The sequence below is a fragment of the Mycobacterium sp. ELW1 genome (assembly GCF_008329905.1).
Lineage (GTDB): Bacteria > Actinomycetota > Actinomycetes > Mycobacteriales > Mycobacteriaceae > Mycobacterium.
Genome location: NZ_CP032155.1, coordinates 674,371 through 694,400, shown reverse-complemented (window position 1 = coordinate 694,400; position 20,030 = coordinate 674,371). Strand labels below are relative to the sequence as shown.

Below are 20,030 nucleotides of genomic sequence, written 5' to 3'. Positions count from 1 at the left end.
CCGTGAGTATGGTGTCGGTTCTGCTTGCGGCACCGATGCTGGGCAGCGCGCTCGCGCCCGCGTCGGCAGATCCGGACAGTGACGTGGTCGAGGTGATCTCCACTGAGCCCGCACCCGAGCCACCACGGTTGATCGGATGGCCCCAGCTGGGGTTGCCGGACAGGATCGATCTACTGGGAGCCAATCAACCCAGCGAGACCGCGATCCCGGTCCCGGCCGGCACGGTGCCGACGACGCTCAGTGGCGTCATCGGCGCGGTCGTCAACGTGGTCAGCGGGCGGGTGGACGTTCTCGACGACCGCGGCATGGTACTCGGCACCATCCCGGTACCTGCCGACGCGACGACCGTACCGTTCGAAATCGACATCACCCCAGCGCTCGTCGCCAACGGCATGGCCAAGCTGAGCTTCGTCATCCGCGACAACAACCAGAACGTCAACAATTGCACGCAGATACCGGCGCTTTCGATCAGCCAGCTCGCCAGTTCGTTCGCCGGGCCGCCGACCGACCCGGCATCGGTAGCCGACTACCTGCCAAGCTTTCTCGACAAGATCCTGATCAACGTCGGCCCGAATCCGACCTACGTTCAGCAGCAGGCGGCACTGGACCTAGTGGCACAGTTGACCAAGAAGTACCGTCCGATGCCGGTCCGCATCGACGTCACCACCCAGGACATCGCACCCGCAACGGAACCCACTGTGCGGGTGATCGACATCCGCGACAACAGCCAGCCAGGGGTGATCGTCGAAAACGCCGGCACGCCCGCGGCCACGCTGGTGATCAGCGGCACCGGACAGACACTGGCTCGACAGGTGCAGCTATTCGTCGACCAGAGAACAAATTTGGCCCAGGCACCGGCAGCCGTTGTGCTGTCATCCAAGGACGACACCACACTGTCGAGCAACACCAAGACCTTTGACCAGCTCGGCGTCAACGGCCAGGCCTCGGTCCTCGGGGTCACCACCATCTACGCCGGCTTTGACGTGAGCGCCTTCGGCGCGGGCCCGATCAGCAGTGCCAGCGTCCACCTGATGGCCAAGTACACCCCGGTCGGCAGCGGCCAGGCATCGGTGCTGATCCGTTCGGGATCAACGGTTTTGGCCACTCACCGGCTGGACAATTCGGGAACACTGGACATCAGCGGCGTGATCCCTCCGGAAGAGATCGCCTCGAACGTCGGACTCGCACTAGAGCTTCGCTACATTCCACAGCAGGAGTGCGCCCCCCTCAATGACCGCATGACGTTCGCGTTGGACGGGCAATCGACCGTCACCGTTACGCCGGGTACCAACAACCGCGGCGGATTCCCGGTACTGCCAATGGCATTCACCCCTGACTTCTACGTGACACTGGACAGTCCCGAATACATCAGGTACGCCGCGCAGGCCATCAATCTGATGGCGCAGCAGACGTCGGTGACCCTGCGCCCGAAGGTGACGACTTTCGGTCAAGCGTCCAGTTCCGGCACCGGATTGTTGGCCGTCACCAGCGGTGCCGCTCTGTCCAAGGCAGGCATGAAGGCTCCGCTGGTTCCCAACGGAGCAAGCGACGTCGGCGTCAACGGCGACCCCGCCACCGATCTCAATATCAACGGCCAGGTCGGTGCCATCCAGGCGTTCACCTCCAACAACCGCACGGTGCTGGCCATCTCGGCCACCGGCGACTGGTCCCTGGTCGACGCGTCGTTCGACTACATCCGCGGCCTGCCCAATCATTGGGCATCAGTCGTCGGCGACGTGGTCGCCACCGGATCGCAGGGCCGTACGGTGAACATGTCCATCAACGAGGGTGGCCCGATGGCCCGCCAGCCCAATCCCGGCGCCGCCTGGAAATGGTGGGCGTGGCTCAGTCTCGGCATCGGCACCGCCGCGCTCGTCATCGCCGCAACAGTTCTGGTGATCCGGCTACGCAGGCGTACCACCACCAGCCCAGAGCTGTGACCACGGTCGTAGCCGCCCCGATCCAGGCCGACTCCGACCAGTCGGCCCAGGGCAGCACGCGCTGGCCGGGGTTGCTGCTCTTCACCGTCTTGACTGCGCTCTACTGTGCGGTCGGGACCGTTCTGGTGCTGCGGTACAACATCTTCGAGCCGGACGCACCCAATCGGGTAGCCAACGCCGGGTTTGCGATCTATGCCCGCGATCCACACCTGTCGGCCATCGGGTTCGTCTGGAATCCGCTGCCCAGCATGGTCGACATACCGTTCGTGGCACTCAGTCACTGGTGGCCGGCGCTGAAGTACTACGGGATCGCCGGAGTCATCCAGAGCTCGCTGTTCATGGCCGGCGCCGCGCTCATGGTCCGGGGTATCGCGCTCGACCGCGGACTCCCGACGGCGTGGCGGTGGGTCGCCGTCGGCGCGGTGGCCCTGCACCCGATGATCATTTTGTACGGCGGCTCCGGCCTGAGCGAGGCCGCGGAAATGTTCTGCCTGGTGTGGGCTGTACGTCACTTGATGCGATGGTGCGACAGCGAGCGCGTAGGGGACCTCGCCTGGGCCGGCATCGCGTTGGGGTGTGGATATCTCACCCGCTATGAGGTGGTCCCGGCAGCCGCCGGCGCCGCTCTTCTGGTGGGCGCGGTCACCTGGCACCGTTCGCGGTATTCCGACCGTGTCCAGTCGACCGTCCTCAATCTCGCCATCATCGGTTTCCCCATTGCCACTGCCATCCTCGTATGGGCAGTAACGGGCTGGATCATCAACGGCGAACTGTTCGCCACCTTCTCGTCCCAGTACGGGAACAGCAGCCAGGTGGCTCAACGGCTGGCACACGTGGGCCGCGGCGACCCCGGTTCCGGATGGCTGGTCATCGCCGCACGCCTCTTCGGCATGCAGCCTCTGACGGGTATCGCCGTCGCCATGGCGGTTCTGGTCGGGGTATTGCGACAGCAGGTCAGCACTGTCGTTCCAGTCGCGGTCCTAGGCGCCACCTTGACCTTCGCCGCTGTGGCACAACATCTCTCAATGACGTTCGGATGGTTCCGCTTCTACCTGCTGGCGATCCCGATGGTGGTCTGCATCGCGGTTGCCTGTTGGACATCGGCGCGGCCGGGCGCTGCCCGCAGCACGGCCGATAGGCGTTCCACCCAAGCCGCCGCTGTACTGCTCACCGCGTCGGTGGTGGTGGCGATCCCGGTGACGACACCGCTCATCGTCAACGAGGACATCGCCTACGGGCAGTTGGAATCGAGCTTCATCTCTCTGGTCGATCCGGTCGGCCATCCTCCGGAGAAGCAATCCGCACGCCGGCGGCTGATCAGTGAGCGACAACTCGCCGCCTGGCTCGACGCGAAGAAGCTTCCGGACGGCGCGGTGTTGATGGACACCTTTTTGGCCTGGGGGGTCTGGCTGTCCTCGGACCATCCGAAGCAGTTCGTGATCACCAGTGACTACGATTTCTCGGCGGCCTTGAATCGACCGTGGGACATGGGAATCCGCTATATCGTGGCGACCAATCCCCGGCTCAATATCCCCGACGCGATCAACCGCCGCTACCCTGACCTATGGTCTACCGGCGCGGGGATCGGCAGGCTGATCTACTCGGCAGACGGCGCGACCAGCGACGAGATGTTCCGCGTCTACGAGGTGATCGGCAAGCCCGTCGATCCGGTCAGCACCCCTGGAGCGCCTCTTCCGGTCTCAGCTGTGGAGCCCGTCAGGCCACCGCGCTGAGGTCCCGCTCACTGCGGCAACCCGCCGCCGCAGTCCTGCCGCCAGTCGGCGAAGGCCTCGCGAAGCGAATACTGAGCGGTGAAGCCGATGTCGGCGAGACGCTCCGAGCTGATGTTGGTATCGAACTGCAGTTTCTGGATACGCCTGGGGTGCAGGCCGAAACGTGCTCCCGTCGGATCGACCACCGCGAACGGCGTGGCCGCCGCCAGGGCGAGGCGGTAGGGAACAGTCCGCGGGTGGCGGTCCCATCCCCAGGCCGCGTTGATGGCGTCGACGTGGTCGTGGATCGTGGTCGGCTGCGGATAGACAGCGTGGTAGGTCACGTGCGGCCCGTCGTCTTCGGTGAGCAGGGTCAACAGCCGAACCATGTCTTTGAGGTAGATACAGCTTTTCACGGTGTCGTCGCGGCCGATGTAGGCGAAGCGGCCCTTGCTGAGGCCGCGGATCAACCGCCGCATGTTGCCGGTGTCGCCGGGGCCGAACACCACACCCGGACGCACGATGCGCAGGCGCCGTCCCGGTTTCTCGGCCTGCCACGTCCGCAGGATCTCCTCTGCCTGCAGCTTGCTGGCGCCGTACGCGGTGTCGGCGTCGCCGAAGTCGCTTTCGCTACGGCGCCACGGACCAGAAGCAAAGGCCATCATCGAACTGGTGAAGACGATGTTGTCCACACCCGCTTCACCGGCGGCGTGGCACAGGCGACGTGTCGCCTCGGCATTGTTGGCGAAGTAGTCCCGCCACGGAAATCCGGGTTCCTTGGACAGCGCGGCCAGGTGCACGATCGTCGGCGGGCACGGCCGGGGCAGGTCAGCCGCGGTGATGGTCTTCAGATCCAGACGCAGCGAGTGAGCGGCCGGCTTGGCGTCACGGTCGATTCCCACCACGGGTCGGCCGATCTCGCGCAGGTGCGAGACCAGCGCACTGCCGATGAAACCCGCACTGCCCGTGACCATCACGGCCCCGGCAGTCGTCATCGAAGCGCCGATCCGAACGGTGTGATCATGAATCGCCCCTTAGTTACCGGCATGGACTTAATCGCTTTCGCATCGCCTGATAAGCCAGCTTTCAATATACGACTTCGGCGTTGAGAATTGCCGCCCAACCCAACCGAGCCCGCCCCGACCAGGCATCGAAAACACTCGCTGGCTTTACTTTTCACGCGGGGAGGACCACTCACCCATAGAGCATTGCTCGTCGAGTCGTTGCACAGGGAGAGACCCCAAGTGATCGCCCAACGCTCACCCCCCGGAATGGCCCCAATGCGAACGGAGCATAGCACTGCGCGGTCACCGCGAGATTCGAAAGCGCCGATATGAATAGCCCTCGCAGAGCAGGCCGTCCGTCGCCGGTCGGCAGACGGATGACGCCCGGAAAGAGTGCGTGATGTCCCCGTTCAGCGCAGGCCGCAGCGACAATTGGTTTCGTCACATTCATGGCAGACCCAAACTCAAAGTGTCTAGGCACCAACATTTTTCACAAGGTTTAGGGTTGCGGACCAGCGGCCAACTCTTGCTCGAGAGCTACCGTCCGCAAAGTCTTTAGCCGCGCAGACCAGGACCAACACCGTGCCGAGCACTTGCCAGAATTGACCAGTTCGAAGCCGTGCCGCGATGGTGACCAATGTCGACTCGCGGACCGTTCGTGGCAAACCAGATGTCGGCACACTGGACAGAAAGATTGCGCCTGACCCGGCTCTCCTCATAGCCTACGGAGATGTATCCGCGGTGGCGACCAGGCGTTTCGCTCGGGCATACGGGGGCTGGGTGTTAGGGCGGGTTGAACTCCAGGGACCGCAGTTAAGCGTGAGCGCGGTCGGATTCGGATGCGGTGGCTTGATGCAGTCACCCTCCCGCAAGGAGCGAATGGCTGTCCTGGGCAGCGCAGTCGACAGCGGGATGACCCATTTCGACACCGCGCGTATGTACGGACTCGGGATGGCAGAGGCTGAGCTAGGTGCGTTCTTGCGCACCATCGACAGAGACCGTGTCACCATCGGCACTAAATTCGGCACCCCCGTCGGTGGCCTCGCCAGCCGGCTGGCCCGGTTTCAGGCTCCCGCGCGGGCGCTGCTTCGTAAAGCACCCGCGTTGCGGGCGGCCGTCAAGAGCCGCCAGGCCCCGGCCCCGATCCCCCGGGCGTACGACGCCGCCATCGCGGCACGCAGTCTCGACGAAAGCCTCACCGCGCTGGGGGTGGATTACGTCGACATCCTGTTCGTGCACGGCCCGCGGCACATGGACACCGTGGCCACCGACGAGCTCCGCGAGTTCTTCGAGCGCGCTCGCCAGCAGGGCAAGATCCGCGCCTGGGGGGTGTCTCAGGACGAGGACCTCGAGGTGGATTTCGTTGGACGGTTCGGTCCCGAGGCGGTGGACCAGCTTCGCAGCGACGTGCTCCATCCGTCGCCGCGTGCGTCTGATATCACGTTCGGTGTCCTGAATCGGCCACTCGAGATGATCTCTTCCGCGTTGCAGGCCGATACCCGAATGGCGAGCCAGTGGCGTGATGCTCTGCAGCTCGACCCGCTGGCTCCCGGCGTTTTGGCGAAGCTGCTTCTTGGATCAGCCACCACGGCAACGGAATCCCGCGCGATCCTCTACAGCACCACCGACCCCAAGCGCATCGCCCAAGCGGCCGACGCCGTCGCGTCGCCTTACGATGCCGAGACGTTGTCCCGGTTCCTGGAACTCGCCGCGGAGTTCCGGCTCAGTGGCCGGATGGTGCGCAAGACCGAGGATTTCGTCGCGGGTACGACGATCAGGACGGACGTCGTTGTCGTCGGCGCCGGTCCGATCGGTATCTCCACCGCATTGGAACTCGCGAAGTCCGGTGTCGAGGTGGCGCTCATCGAAAGCGGTCTGGAGCGCGCCGATGACACCGCACAGCAGTTGGCGTCGTTCGACTCGCGACAAGACGACGTCTTCCATGCCCGCAGCGATCTGACCGTCCGCCGCGCGGTGGGCGGCGCGTCGGCGTTATGGGGTGGGCGTTGTGTCGCGTTCGACCCGATCGACTTCGAGGACCGACCGCTGACGGCACAGGCGCCGTGGCCCATCCGGCACTCCGATGTCGAGCCTTATATGCAACGCGCCTGTGATTGGGCGCAGTGCGGCCGGGCGGCCTTCAACGTGCGAGACATTCCCGAACTGGCGCAACGCGATCTGGTCGCCGGACTGCCCGACGGTGACGTGCGCACCAGTGACCTCGAACGCTGGGCACTACCGACGCGCTTCGGCCGCGAGTACCGCGACGCCATGCACGACAGCCCGTTGTTGTCGCTGTGGACCGGCCTGACCTGCACAGAGGTCGTGACCACCGAGCGCGGCGACGCCGTGGATCACCTCGTCGTCAAAACCCTTGACGGTAAGGAAGGAAAGGTGGTCGCAAACGATTACGTCATCGCGACGGGCGGCGTGGAGGCAACCCGGCTGCTGCTCGCATCAGACCGCCATCATCCGGCGGGGCTGGGCAACGCGGGTGGGCATCTGGGGCGCTGGTATATGGCCCATACCGAGGGCCGATTCGCCCGCGTGAAATTCAACACCGACGACGTCATCTACGAGCACGAGCGTGACCGCGACGGCGTGTACGTCCGGCGACGGTTCACCTTCAGTCCGCAACTGCAGCGCGAGCTCGAAATCCCCAATGCCGCAACCTGGTTGGTCAATCCGCCGATCAGCGACCCGGGACACGGAAGCGGGATCCTGTCGGGGTCTACCTGACTCTGATCTCCCCGGTGGGTCGTTTCCTGCTCGCCGAGGCGATTCGTGAGGCCCACACCAAGACCGAGGGTCCACCGCAAATCATGGCCCACGTCCGCAACATCGTGCGCGATCTGATCCCGTCCATCCGGTTCGCGATCACATTTTCCTACGCCCGCCTCCTCCGCAAGGGGCGCAAGGCGCCGGGCTTTTTCATCAAAAGCGCCGACAACCGGTATTTGCTCCACTACCACGGTGAGCATCTACCGCACTGGGAGAGTCGGGTCGAACTCACCGAGGAGCGCGACGCACTCGGCATGCGTAAAGTCCGGACGCATATGCACTTTTCGGACGCCGACTACGAAAGCGCCCGCAAGGCAATCGAACTCATCGACGCCCACTTGCGTGCCACCGGTGCCGGAAACGTGGAGTGGCTCACCGACGATCCCGAAGGTTCGGTACGGGAGTTCATGCGCGGGTTCGCCGGCTACCACCAGGCCGGGACAACGCGTATGTCCGAATCTGCCGAGGACGGCGTGGTGGATTCCGACCTGCAGGTCCACGGGGTACGCGGACTGTACGTGGCGAGCACTTCGGTGCTTCCCACTTCGAGTCAGGCCAACCCGACGCTCGTCGGGATCGCGCTGGGAGTCCGACTGGCCGATCACCTTGCCGATGCCCGGGCCGCTGGGGGAAGCTAGCTGATCGCCGATTTCGTCGGCAGACTATTCATCGACGTCAACGGGTTTGGGCCGACGTAAAGCCACGATCACGGCCAAGACCGCAATGACCGCGAGCACGCCGCCACCTATAAGGCCGTATTTAAGCCACCCACCCGAACTGCCGCTGGTCTGAGTCGGCGCGAGGCTGTCGCTGGTCGTTCGGATCGCCACATTGGTCGGCGTGCCTGCCTCGCCTGCTGCGAGCACGTCCCCGGTCAGCCCCAACCAGTTACGGTCCGAAGCCGCGATGTAGCTGAACAGGGGGTCCACCAGCTTCCAGTCGCCAGTCGTCGTGACGAGGATGACAGATCGGTTGCGTTGCGGATCGGCGAAGGCCTGAATAGATCCAAGGCCACCCTCCATGTTGATGTTCAACTCGGTCGGCAGCCCGAACTTCACCATCGGACCCTCGCCGCCAATCGGCGGGTTCAGTGCAGTTTGTTTGATGGCCCCGGAATTGGCCACTATCAGTGCCCCCGAGTTGCCGTCTACCGCGGACTGAAGGCTGACAACCTGTGGCGTGAGAGGGGTTTTCGTAATGCGCGACACCACCGCAACTATGTCGGCGGCATAACTGAGCTGATTAGGGCTACTTCCGTCGAGCGCCACCACGAACTTCGGGCTGAACTCGGACGGAAACGCGGTGAAGCCGCCAAGTGGAGCGCCACCTCTGTGCATGGTGAACGTAGATCGTGGATCGATCTGAAAGGTCATGGGCGCAACCAATGGTGAACAGTCCTGCGCCGGAGTATCAGTCAGCGTGAATTGGAGATTGATGTACCGCTGGTCGAGAATTCGGCTGTCGAGGTTGAACGTCGTATCCAGACGTCCGGTGCCGTCGAGCGTGCCCCGATAGACGATGACGTTGTTGGAGCGGATCATCACCGTTGATGCGTCACCTTGGTGGACAGGCGTGTAGTCGGCGAGCAAATGAACCTGAACCCCGTCGAATCTGGGGCCCAACGATGCACGGTCAGAACCGACCTCGAAAGTGCTCGTCTCGAAAAAAGTGGCTTGCCCGCTCACTTTCATCTCGCCGAACGTGAGCGTGTCTCCGCGCTGAACCGTGTCGGACCCGGCTTGGGTGACGCGAGCCGCGGCCACCTGCGCCAGTGGTTGCAGCTCAGTGGTAAGCAACGAAACCTGTGCCGAGAGTTGGTCGCCGTCACCGGAAATCCGAAGATAAGCGTCTGGCGCCCCGGGATTTTCGACGCTCAAGCCAGGTTCGCCGGTCTCTACGACAACCGCACGATCCATGCCAAGGGCCGGCGGCGGTTGCGCGCCACGCGGCTGGCTGACGACCGTAATCGGCAGCGGCCGGGGCGCGTAGATTCGCGCCAAGGTCGACACCAGCGTCAACACCGCCTGCTGCTCGGCGGAATTGGCATCGGATGCCGCATAGATTGTTACCCGTCCGAGCACTGAGGGGAAAAAGCTCGCGATCGTGGTCACTGGAGGATTTGTCCCAGTGAATTCGGTTGTCAGATCACTGATCGTCAATCGCTGGAGAGGGGCACAAGCACGGTCGACAGTGTCGCGTACGCGAATCACGAACGACAGGTCGATCGACGAACCTTGCACACGTGCGGCCGAAATGTCGACATCGAAAGGTGTTGCGGCTTGGGCCGTCGCCGCAGCGGACAAATCGACTGACGCTAGAAATTTGCCGTCGCCATCATCGATCTCGAGGTAACCGGCAGTGACATTCTCCGGCATGCCAATCATGCCCCTCAGCCGCGAAGCAGTCATCCCTGCGGGCAGCGGAACGGTCACGGGCGTGCGGGCGCGCCCGTACAGCTCTACCGTCGATTGCAAACCAAGGGCCGGCCAAGACAACACATTGGCTTCGACCGCAGCTGGCGGATCGGCTGTGTCGCCGGGCGCCGCATAGGCCACGCCATCGGATGACCCGAATAGCGTTGCCGACAGAACCAGCAAAATCGCCCAGGTCACCGCGCGCTTCGCTGTGAAGCGGTTCATCGGAGAGCCTTGAAAGAGGTATCGATGTGCACGAAGGTGCCTTGCCCCCGTGGCTGCGGCGGAACCGGGAACCAGACTGAACCGATCGAGTGCACGCTGTTCTACTTTCGAGTCCGAAATTGAGGTAATCCCAACCGCTGAGAGGGACAGGCCTCAGCAGGGTTAGGATCATATCCCGTTTGCCACATGTCAAGGTGCGCGCGAAACGCCCGTTGAATTGAACTGTTCAACAGTCGGCACAGATGCCGCGAACACTCCAGCCGTTTATTGCCGGGTCGATTGACCCGCCGCGGCTGTAAGGACTACCTAGAGCGGCCGCGAAATAATTACCTTGATAGGTAAGTCAGGGCAACCCATCGTGATTCCCCGCGCTATTGTCAGCAAGGAGCAGGCACGTCTGACCGGGCTTGCTAGTCCTTTGGCGCCGACAAGTCTGGTGGAATGTGGACCTTCGTAGCTACTGCCGTGTGTTAGTGCGGCGCTGGCCGGTACTCATGTCCGTGTTCGTCCTGGTCGGCGCTGCGGTGGCCGGAGTGGGGTTCCTCGTTCCGGAGACCTTCACCGCAAACGCCCGAATAGTATTCACGCCCAACCTATCCGTGGATACGGAGATGCAAACCCGCCAGGTTGCCCAGTTGTACCTCGCGGATCGCATGAAGACCTACGCACAGGTAGTGACCACCAACCAGGTTCTGCAACCGGTCATAGACTCGCTCAGTCTGGGTGTCACAGTGCCAGAGCTGGTCAAACGGACAGAAGTCACGATCCCCACCGGCACACAAGTGATCGACGTGGCGGTGTCGGCGCCGACGGGTGAGGAGGCCGCCGCCACAGCCAACCGCATTGCTAACGCAATGCCGTTCGCCGTGGCCGGCCTCGAGGGCGCGGCTTCGGTCGCTGCGTCGCCGATCCAAGTCTCCGTGCTTCAGCCCGCCCAAATACCCTCTTTCCACACGACCCCGAACATCACGTTGAACCTCATCGTCGCGGCTGGGTTGGCGTTCATCGCAGCGATATTCGCTGCGGTTCTCGTGGACAACTTCGATACCCGGGTGCGAAGGCGCCGTGACGTCACCGCTTTGGGCGCTACGTACCTTGGCGGGATACCGGCGGGACGTCGCACCAAGGCCAAGGATTCGCAGGTCTCGACGCAGGCACCCGACCGCGAGGCGATCTTTCGGCGGATCGCCATCGACGTTCTCCACGCAGTCGATGAGACACCGACACGTCTGGTATTCACCTCCCCACGGATGGGCGTGGACAAGACGATGGTGGCGGCCAACATCGCCGGTGCGCTCGCCGAGGCAGGCAACCATGTGGTCTTCATCGACGCGGACGTGCGGGGACGCCGTCTGGCTTCTCAGGTCGGCATCAAGCAATCGCCGGGGATCACCGATCTGGTCTCCGGCCGTAATGAACTGGACGAGTCGTTCTTCGAATCGACATGGCGCGGCTTCACCATCATTCCTTGCGGCGGCAGCGCCATCGATGCCGGCGAGATGCTCGCCAGCGAGAAGTTCGGCGAGGTGATGAGAGACCTTGCCGGCTACTTCGATGTGATCATCGTCGACGCCCCGCCGATCACGAATTTGAGCGAGGGTTCGCTCTTCACTCAGAACATCAAGGACGTCGTCGTGGTCGCCGAAGCGGTCAATACGCGACGTAAGGAGTTCCTGCTTGCCACCAACTCCCTGCGGCACGCCGGAGCTAAAATTCTGGGTGTTGTGTTGTCGCGAGTTCGCAAGGATGAGCAGTCGGCGCCCGCTGAAGAGAAGGACCGAAACGATGAGGCGACATCCGATCGATGATGACCGGCAGATGACGTCGGCGGAATGAGCGGCGGATGCCGCGACCGATAGTCACACGCTATGCACGCTTCAACATTTCAGAAATAAGCGAGCCAGAGGTTATCAACGCGATCTTGACGCGTAGTGCTCCGCTAACCGCGGGGGCGCCCCACCTGGTTGTGACACCGAACATGAATCACGTTGCTCGACTTCAGTCCTCAGCTGAGTTCGGATCGATCTACGAACGTGCCAAGCTTATTCTGGCCGACGGCTGGCCGGTAGTGCGGCTCGCGAAAAGCCTGGGTGCTGGGATTTCGGGCCGCTCCACCGGAAGTGGGATCACAAACACCTTGGCGCATACCCACGGCGGGGGCCATCGCGTTTTCCTCGTCGGTGGCTCGACGCCGGCGTCGCTCGAAGCGGCGGCGGCGATCTTCCGCGAAAATGGTTGGCTCGTCGAGTCGGAGCAAGCTCCTATGGGGTGGCTTGGCTCAGCCGACAATATGCGTGAGCTCGCCGCGCGGGTGGCCGCATTCGGCGCAGATCTCGTGCTGATCGGCGTCGGTTCTCCGTTACAGGAGCGGGTCGCCGTCAGCCTGCTCAGCGCGCAGGGGGTGACCGCGGTGCTGATGGGCGTCGGCGCTTCCATCGACTTCATCGCCGGCGAGACGGCCCGCCGCGCGCCGAAATGGATGCAGCGCCTCGGGATTGAATGGTTGCACCGCATTCTGACCGATCCCGGCCGACTCCTGAAGCGTTATGTCGGCGACGTGGTTCCGTTTCTGCGGGTTGTCCGGCAGTCTCATGCCAACTCGGAATAATGGGGGGAAGACATATGACTCTGCTCATCGTCACGCCGATGTACAACGAGGTCGACAACGTGGCGGGCCTCCTCGAGTGCCTCAAGGCGCAGCGATTCCGCGACTTCGATTGGGTAGTGGTCGACGACGGCAGCACCGATGGCACCGCCGACCGTCTTGCGCAACTCGATACCGATAAGTTCGCCACCATCCTGTCGAAGAAGAACGACGGCGGACTGCTCTCCGGGTCGGAGTTCAGGTCATGGCGCTTCGGCGTCGAAAGGGCGCTGCCCCAGAAACCCTATTCGCACGTGATGAAGCTGGACGCCGACGCGCGACTGGCCCCGGATTACCTCGAACGGATCGTGCCGCTTGCGAGCGGTCGAGTCGGCATCGCAGGCGGCGTCATCGCGACGCGAGGGATGGCCGAGCAGAAGTTCCACGTGCCCGGTGCGGTCAAGCTGTACACGATCGACGCGTACCGGGCGACCGAGTCGCTGGCCACGGCACATGGCTTCGATGCGATCGACGAGATCGCGGTCAGCTACCACACGGGTTTGGAAACCCGCGTGGACACCGGCGCTCATTTCGAGCTGACGCGCGCGATCGGCGCAAGCGCAGGAGAGATCCAGGGGCGGTATCGCAATGGCCGGACGAGTCGCTGGATCGGCTACGACTTCACTTATTTCCTCGTGCATTGCGCCCGCTACATTGCGCGACGTCCATACGTGATCGGCGCGCTCGCGCTGCTGTGGGGCTACCTCACTGCGGGCCCAGGCCCGTTCGCACCGGAATTGAAGAAGGCGCACGCCCGGATGCAGCGCGAGAAGCTCGGCCGAGCAATCCGCAACCCGTTGGGGTTCTGGCGCGAGGCCTACAAGGTCTGAACCAGGCCTCGCACGCCGATATTTGCTAGCGCTGTGAGTCCTGTTCCGCGGCGCGCTCGGTGACGCGCTCGAGAATACGTCTGCGCCCCTCGACGTCTATCGAATTCGTCGACTGAATGGCGCAGGCTATCGGGTCGGGCAACAGACTATCGACAAAGGCCGCCTCGTCGGCCGGCCCAGTGAAGTCCCCCGTCCACCGCGAATGGCACAGCGAGCGGGATTGATTCGACAATCCCGCGGCTTCCAATCCGAGGACTTGATCGACGAAGACCCCATAGAGCACGTATTCGGCGAGGTGGGGTGTCCTGGCGAGAGACTTCGCCCAGTTCTCTCCCGTCGTTTCTTCTATTCGCGCCGTCATAGCCTCCACTACCGTGCGCCGCCATACCACGATCTGATCGATGTATTCAGTGGTGTAGTAATCGGCTTCCGGAAGGCCGAGTAACCGCGCCGCTGCCGCGTACCAGGGTATGTGCGCTTCGAGTCGCAGCGACTCTTCACTCTTATGAAAGCGGGTCTTGTCGTCGATCATGAACGACGAGGCGGTGAAAGGACGGATAAATGCGCTATCACTGTCGACATGGACGACGATGTCGGCATCGCTGCGGAGGGTGGCAGCGATTTTCATCATCTGTTGCGCAATCCAGCCACGAACGGGCAAGGTGAACGGGGTCAAATACACGTTGCGCCGGGGAAGTCGAAGTCTCGCACGCCATTTCGGCCCGGGCAGCGGTACCTTCCACAACCACTTCGGCAGCAGGTCCTCCTGCGCGCCGAGAATCCGCCGCGACGTCGCGAGATTGGCAAATAGTGGAAGATCCCGCCTGGGGACGTAAAGCCTATGGGTCACATCCTCTGGCGCGAATCGATCGACGCTCGCGCACAGCAGCCGACACACCTCAAGGTCGCCACTGTAGGAGCACGTAATGAGCTGGACCGAGTTTCCGCTCATTGGCTCCGCTTCTGACCGATCCGGGGTCCCAACCGGCGTGGCGGGAACGTCCATAGTGTACCGCGCACCGCATTTGCCCCTGCCCGATGTATTAGCGACATTCGCGAAATTGTGACTACGAAATCTCAACCGGGGCATTAAAGGCCGAGTGCGCGGCGAATCCGGGCTCGGCCTCGAGAAGCGCCTGGACAACCCTCGCGGGGGTCCGTCGATCATGCGCCATTGTGGCGAGACCGCGGTAACAAGCCATATGCAAAGCAATTCCCGTCGACCAATCCCACCGGGAGAGGTCTGGCAGTCCCGCAGGTGGAGTCCGACTGAGTGCGTCCTTCAAATCTTGCGCGGTCAACGGGCCGTCGTACAGCATCACCCATTCCTCGCCCACCTCGCGCGCAATGACCTCGTTGAAAGGACTGCGCCGGGCAAGAACCGGGCGCCCAATACTGAGCGCGTAGACCAGCGCTCCCGAGTTGTGCATATGCGTGTACGGAAGGCACACGATTCGGTGATTGAAAATCTCGGCGGTGAGTTCGTCATCTTCGAGGTGCCTGATGTCGAGCACCGCGGAAGGGACGTCTGCCACGAGCGCGCGCAGCTCACGTTCGTAGGATTCGTCGATCGCCCGCCCGGCAATCGTCAGCGTTGCATCCGCATCGCGTGCGGCGGTGATGAGGGTTTCGATCCCTTTGTATCGCCGCAGCAATCCGAACAGGATGACGTCTCGGTGGGGCTCCCGTGGCGTCAGGTCGACACCTTGTTTTTGCAGCCAGCCACGGTAGTCCCCGTGCAGAATGACCACCCCGCGCGCTGGGTCATTGAGCTCCGACTCGTTGAGGTAGATACGGAGGGCGAACATTCGCTCCAGTGCGCGCGACAGCAACCGCTCGAAGCCTCGGTCTTGGTCGTGGGGCGCGAGGTCGTGCACGGTCAAAACGACAGGCACTCGGCGCGCACGCAACCGCAGAAGCAGTATCGCCACCAAGACCCGCTTGACCATCGTCTTCGCTCGCCCGTTGGCGCGATACAGCTGCTCAGGCCAGTGCACGTGGAAGACGTCAGGACGAAAGAAGAGGGCGGTGCGCCACGATAGTGGCTGCACGTCTACCTGATCACTCAGATCGGTGACCAGCTGCTGCAGGTATGGGTTGTCATGGTGCTTGAGCGGTCCCGTCGACATCAGGACCTTCAGTCGTGGTGCACTCATCGGCTTCCCCTCTCGCGCTGCGCACTTCGGACAGCAACCACCAGAACGCCCGCCACGTGACGGTAGCTTGGAAGCGTCGCGGCGGCCAAGGAAAGCCCGGTGAAGCAGGGAGCGCGTTGCCGATAGTGATGCTCACCAGCCGGTAACATCCACACTTCCCGTGCGTGCACCATCGCGATGGCACGGTCCGGGCAGTGCGAGCGGAGGGACCGATGCACCGGAGAGGCCGGCTGTTCATCACGTGTGATGCAGCAGCGGTGTTGCTCATCGTCATTCTGTGGGTCCGGGCAATCGGCTCGCTCATCGCCCTATCGATCACTGCAGAAAAGGTGTTCGTCCCGATCGGTGCAGATCCGATTTGGCCGCCCGCCGCCAACGCCGTCTCCAAACTGTTCTACCTGCTTGCGGTCCTTCTGTGCGTCGGCATCATCATCTTCCGCATCAACGACGTCACCCGGCCGGGCCTGTGGCGGCTCGCTGTCCTGCTGGCGCCCTGGCTGTACATCATCATTCGCAACCTATATTCCGGCAGCTGGCCAACCCCCGAGGGTGTGCTCTACGTGGTGCTGATTTTGGCGCTGGCAGCGTTGCGCCCCCGCCCTCGTGTGCTCATCGCGCTGGGAGTGCTCGTGGTGCTGACGGCGGCCATCGCGATCGCGTTCGGTGTCTTGCTGCCGGATGCCGGCCGAGCGCATCTTGCGGAAGGGGTGTTGAGCGTCCGCCCCGACAAGGCGGTGTTCCCCTCCCTGGGATTGCTGCAGGGAATGTTCACCCAGGAGAACAGCCTGGGTGTCTATCTCTCCGTCGGGATCGCAGCGGTGGTCCTGCTGCCGCGTTGGTGGCTGCGGTTCCCGGGGTTGGCGATCGTGGCATTCGCCATCGCGTGGTCGTCGGCTCGTAATTCCATGTTCGCAGCGGCGGTTTCCCTGCTGTTGGGTGCCGTTATCTGGGTTATTGCCGAGTTCGGCTGGCGCCGTGTGGCGTCAACGGTGGCCCGTCTCGCAACCGGCGCGTTACTTGTGGTCATGTGCGTGGTGCCGTTGACGGGATGGCTGTCGTCCAGCGGATGGGATCCCGATGCCTACACCGGCCGTGGAGTCATCTGGAACGGGTCGCTGACGCGTTGGGTCGAGCGGGCGCTTCTGTTTGGTGGCGGCAGGGATTGGTATTCGCGAATCACGAAGAGCGAAACAACCACTCTGATCTCGGGGGCCTACTCAGGCCACAATCAGTTCGTACAGTTCGTCGCCACCGGCGGGGCTGTGCTCGCCGTCCTCGCTCTCGGGTCGCTGCTCGTGCAGATGTATGTCATCACGGCACCGAAAAGCCGCTACTTGGTAATCGGCGCAATGATTGTCGCCGCGATTGCCGTCAGTGGATGGCTGGAGGTGCCGCTGGGTTATGTCGATTGGTCGACGAACTGGACCGTCACAATCGTTCCACTTGCGATCTTGTTCTTGGCGCGACGTGAAGAAGTACACCAAGAAAGCCCTAGCCGGTGAGCGACCGGCGAGCCGGTCCGATTTCGTCATGGTGGCGGCGCGTCAAGCGAGGAGAAAAGCGCACCGTTTTCGCTACTGCAGCGGCTTCAGTCTTCGTGATCCTGCTGGCTTTCGCTGCAGTCGCCTATTCGGGGCAACGGTCAGATGGTCCCTCTTCGGGAACGATAGAGGGCAGTAAGCCGGTCAACGCGACGTTGTATCGCGATCCACAACTGCAGGCGATCGCGGCGGCGCGGGAGGACTCCCGATTCAATCCGATCGCCGAAACGCCGCAAGCCAAGTGGTTCTCCGATTGGTCCACGACTACGACTGTCCAGCATGACATTCGCGACTACCTCTGGGGCGCGACGTTGGCGAATGCAATCCCGACGATCGTGCTCTACCGGATCCCTCATCTCGATTGCGGCGGCCCCACGCCCGGTGATCAGGTCTACACCGGTGCACGCGATGAGCAGGAGTACCGGGACTGGGTCGACGGCGCCGCCGCCGCGTTGATGGGTCATGTCAACGCGATCGTCATCCTCGAACCCGACGCACTTCCGCAGCTGGGACAGTGCGAGCAGGGCGATCGCCTGGGCACGCTGCGATATGCAGTCGACACGCTTTCGGCGACGGGGGCGCGGGTCTATATCGATGCAGGACATGAGAACTGGCTGAGCGCAGCCGAGGCCGCGGACCGATTGAAAAAGGTCGACGTCGACAAAGTTGCCGGCTTCAGCCTCAACGTGTCGAACTTCAACACGACAGAAGGCGAAGTCCGGTATGCCGAGAGCGTGCGTATCGAACTCAGCAAGCTCGGCATCGACGACGCGCACTACGTGATCGACATCAGCCGAAATGGCGCAGGCACCCAAGACACCACCTGCAACCCGCCGGGAGCGCGATTGGGACAGCCACCTCAGCTGTTCCACGGCGGCACACTCGATGGGCTGCTGTGGGTGAAGAATCCCGGAGAGACCGACGGATCGGCCTGTCGGGGTGGCCCGGACGTTGGGTTCTGGCCAGCGGCCGCGCTGGGCCTACTCGGGCTGGATGGGGCGGCGGCACGCGATCGAGGTGCTCCGGGATGGATCGGATACTCGGTCGCGGCCGTTGCCGCACTGGCGGTATTGGCGGCCTTGATCGGCTGGGTCGTCGTCAAGAGGCGCCGAAACGCTCGGTGAGACCGGAGACCACATGCCGATCTTTCCTTCTTCGCTCCGTGGAGATGACACCATGACTCCTGTGCACCGCATCGGGCTCGGCCAGTCATGTTCTAAGGAATAAAGGTTGGCGCCGCCGAATTTTGCCCGCAACACACTTCTCGGCGCCATCTCCGGTGCCGCCGTCACTCTCTCCGGCTTCGTCGGCAGCGCGATTGCCGCCCGACTGCTCGGGCCTGACGACCTTGGCGTCGTTGCCTACATCATCTGGTGCATCACGCTCACCGTGGCGGTCGCGACCGTGGGCAGCGATGTCGTACAGCAGCGATTCATCCCCAGCCTCCGTGCCATGGGCAGAGACGATGAGGTAGCCGCCCTGGTCGGAGCGATCCTGCGGCTGTCCGTGGCTGTCGCGATCGTGGCTGCGGTGGTCTTGTTCTTCTACCTTGACGGGCCAGGCAGAGGTGCACTCACCGGGCTTTCCGATACCTCCCAGATCGTCGTCATCGCAGTCGCTTTGACGTGGTTCATCTGCTGGAGACTGTCTGACCTGTATCTCTACAATCTCAGAGGCGAGCAGCAATTCGACAAGCTCGCTCGCATCTCCTCCGTCTCGGCTCTGCTGAGGGTGACAACAACGGTGCTCGGCGCCTGGCTGTTCGGGGTCCCAGGTGCTCTCGCCGGCAATATCGCCGCCACTATCCTCCCCGCCCGCCGGGCCTTGCCGCTGCTACGCAACAAGCCCCGCGTCCGTCCGGACCTCAGACAAGAAGTCTTCAGGTTCACGCTGGTGAGCTGGATGATCGCGCTGACCGGCCAGCTGTTGTTCGGCCGAACGCAGATCGTCTTCCTCGAGCACTACGCCACGCTCGCCGCCGTTGGCCTGTTCGCGGCCGCACTGACTGTGGCCGAGATGGCGTCGCAACTGCCGCAGCTCTTCCTGTCGGCCCTGCTCCCACGTTTCAGCGAGCAGAGCGGTCAAGGCGCCCACGACCACATGATGCGCCTGTACCGGACGATGACCGCGCTGATGGCGTTGGTGATGTTTCCGCTCTGCCTCGGCCTTGCGGCGATCACGCCGGTATTGGTCCCGCTGATCTTCGGTGATGAATTCGCCGAAGCCGCCTCGGTTGCATCGATACTGCTGATCGTCGTTGGGATCTGCAGTGTCGGCGGTACCAACAACAACCTCATGCTGAGCCTGAGTAAGACCAAGATTCTCGTGGTGTCCAACGCCGTTGGCCTGGCCGCTCTGATCCTGCTGAGCTTCCTGGTGATACCCCGATACGGGTTGATGGGAGCAGCCTGGTCACGAGGGATCGTCCAAGTACTGGTCATTGCCATCGAAATCATTTGCACGGCAATACAAACCGGATTCCACCCACCGTATCGCGCGCTGGGAGCGATAACGCTTGCGGCGGTGACACAGGGCGCGGTGGCGTATGTGGTGGTCTTAAACATAGGCGGCGCATGGTCGTTGGTGGTCGCCTTACCCGCCGCGATCATCACCTACCTCATCGGTCTTCGAGTATTTGCGATACTGCCGATGGTCGACCCCACGCTGCCGAGTCGACTCATGTCGCATACCCCTGCGCGGCTCGAACCGCTGATTTCCCGGGTCCTGCGGCTGCTGGTGCCGCCTACCGCGGGGCGCGCAGAACAGGATTAGACCTATCTGCC

At 63.1% G+C, this 20,030-nt stretch carries 12 protein-coding genes and 2 pseudogenes; 10 read left to right on the top strand and 4 right to left on the bottom strand.

All coding sequences use genetic code 11. The annotated features are described in order from the left end of the window. The first annotated feature begins 8 nt into the window (after nucleotides 1–8). Both D3H54_RS03060 and D3H54_RS03055 read left to right on the top strand, forming a co-directional pair. The gene (locus D3H54_RS03060; RefSeq protein ID WP_149383312.1) at nucleotides 9–1,940 is read left to right on the top strand and encodes a hypothetical protein; all 1,932 of its coding nucleotides are present in this window, start codon (nucleotides 9–11) and stop codon (nucleotides 1,938–1,940) included. Beyond that, nucleotides 1,937–3,673, top strand: coding sequence for a glycosyltransferase family protein (locus D3H54_RS03055; RefSeq protein WP_286199095.1), 1,737 nt, complete (start codon nucleotides 1,937–1,939; stop codon nucleotides 3,671–3,673). Before D3H54_RS03060 ends, D3H54_RS03055 begins: the two co-directional genes overlap by 4 nt. An 8-nt stretch (nucleotides 3,674–3,681) precedes the next feature. Here D3H54_RS03055 and D3H54_RS03050 read toward each other — a convergent pair whose 3' ends face one another. Further along, nucleotides 3,682–4,647, bottom strand: coding sequence for an NAD-dependent epimerase/dehydratase family protein (locus D3H54_RS03050; RefSeq protein ID WP_149377807.1), 966 nt, complete (start codon nucleotides 4,645–4,647; stop codon nucleotides 3,682–3,684). Between the two features lie 789 nt (nucleotides 4,648–5,436). Here D3H54_RS03050 and D3H54_RS03045 point away from each other — a divergent pair. Together D3H54_RS03045 and D3H54_RS32125 are read left to right on the top strand one after the other, a co-directional pair. After that, nucleotides 5,437–6,378 (top strand): annotated as a pseudogene (locus tag D3H54_RS03045) (aldo/keto reductase); the annotation flags it as partial. A 12-nt stretch (nucleotides 6,379–6,390) separates the two neighbouring features. After that, nucleotides 6,391–8,075, top strand: a pseudogene (locus tag D3H54_RS32125) (GMC oxidoreductase). A 24-nt stretch (nucleotides 8,076–8,099) separates the two neighbouring features. Here D3H54_RS32125 and D3H54_RS03035 read toward each other — a convergent pair. Further along, nucleotides 8,100–10,076, bottom strand: a complete 1,977-nt coding sequence (locus D3H54_RS03035) for a hypothetical protein (protein WP_286199093.1) — start codon at nucleotides 10,074–10,076, stop codon at nucleotides 8,100–8,102. Between the two features lie 443 nt (nucleotides 10,077–10,519). Between D3H54_RS03035 and D3H54_RS03030 the strand changes: the two genes are divergently transcribed. The 3 genes from D3H54_RS03030 to D3H54_RS03020 are packed head-to-tail and all read left to right on the top strand — an operon-like array spanning nucleotide 10,520 to nucleotide 13,550. After that, nucleotides 10,520–11,884: a tyrosine-protein kinase domain-containing protein gene (locus tag D3H54_RS03030; RefSeq protein ID WP_286199092.1), complete on the top strand. Its 1,365-nt coding sequence runs from the start codon at nucleotides 10,520–10,522 to the stop codon at nucleotides 11,882–11,884. 35 nt (nucleotides 11,885–11,919) lie between these two features. Further along, entirely contained in the window at nucleotides 11,920–12,684 is a 765-nt protein-coding gene (locus D3H54_RS03025) for a WecB/TagA/CpsF family glycosyltransferase (protein ID WP_149377805.1), read from the top strand. Between the two features lie 38 nt (nucleotides 12,685–12,722). Continuing rightward, a complete protein-coding gene (locus D3H54_RS03020; protein WP_163789442.1) occupies nucleotides 12,723–13,550 on the top strand; it encodes a glycosyltransferase family 2 protein in 828 nt (275 codons plus the stop codon). Nucleotides 13,551–13,575: 25 nt separating this feature from the next. Here the strand turns inward: D3H54_RS03020 and D3H54_RS03015 are convergent, their stop codons facing one another. Continuing rightward, complete coding sequence (locus D3H54_RS03015) at nucleotides 13,576–14,502, bottom strand: DUF6492 family protein (RefSeq protein ID WP_149377803.1); 927 nt, start codon at nucleotides 14,500–14,502, stop codon at nucleotides 13,576–13,578. 115 nt (nucleotides 14,503–14,617) lie between these two features. Further along, nucleotides 14,618–15,706, bottom strand: a complete 1,089-nt coding sequence (locus D3H54_RS03010; RefSeq protein ID WP_149377802.1) for a glycosyltransferase family protein — start codon at nucleotides 15,704–15,706, stop codon at nucleotides 14,618–14,620. Between the two features lie 257 nt (nucleotides 15,707–15,963). Here D3H54_RS03010 and D3H54_RS03005 point away from each other — a divergent pair, with 257 nt between their 5' ends. The 3 genes from D3H54_RS03005 (at nucleotide 15,964) to D3H54_RS02995 (ending at nucleotide 20,019) form a co-directional block, all read left to right on the top strand. Further along, nucleotides 15,964–17,208 (top strand): O-antigen ligase family protein, encoded by a 1,245-nt coding sequence (locus tag D3H54_RS03005; RefSeq protein WP_168214760.1) that lies wholly within the window; start codon nucleotides 15,964–15,966, stop codon nucleotides 17,206–17,208. A 194-nt stretch (nucleotides 17,209–17,402) separates the two neighbouring features. Beyond that, entirely contained in the window at nucleotides 17,403–18,371 is a 969-nt protein-coding gene (locus D3H54_RS03000) for a glycoside hydrolase family 6 protein (protein ID WP_168214759.1), read from the top strand. 106 nt (nucleotides 18,372–18,477) lie between these two features. Next, entirely contained in the window at nucleotides 18,478–20,019 is a 1,542-nt protein-coding gene (locus tag D3H54_RS02995; protein ID WP_149377799.1) for a lipopolysaccharide biosynthesis protein, read from the top strand. Nucleotides 20,020–20,030: the final 11 nt, after the last annotated feature.

Coding starts and splice junctions, on each gene's coding strand:
- D3H54_RS03060 (WP_149383312.1), top strand. CDS start 9: ATGGTGTCGGTTCTGCTTGCGGCACCGATGCTGGGCAGCGCGCTCGCG.
- D3H54_RS03050 (WP_149377807.1), bottom strand. CDS start 4,647: ATGACGACTGCCGGGGCCGTGATGGTCACGGGCAGTGCGGGTTTCATC.
- D3H54_RS03035 (WP_286199093.1), bottom strand. CDS start 10,076: ATGAACCGCTTCACAGCGAAGCGCGCGGTGACCTGGGCGATTTTGCTG.
- D3H54_RS03025 (WP_149377805.1), top strand. CDS start 11,920: ATGCCGCGACCGATAGTCACACGCTATGCACGCTTCAACATTTCAGAA.
- D3H54_RS03020 (WP_163789442.1), top strand. CDS start 12,723: ATGTACAACGAGGTCGACAACGTGGCGGGCCTCCTCGAGTGCCTCAAG.
- D3H54_RS03015 (WP_149377803.1), bottom strand. CDS start 14,502: ATGAGCGGAAACTCGGTCCAGCTCATTACGTGCTCCTACAGTGGCGAC.
- D3H54_RS03010 (WP_149377802.1), bottom strand. CDS start 15,706: ATGAGTGCACCACGACTGAAGGTCCTGATGTCGACGGGACCGCTCAAG.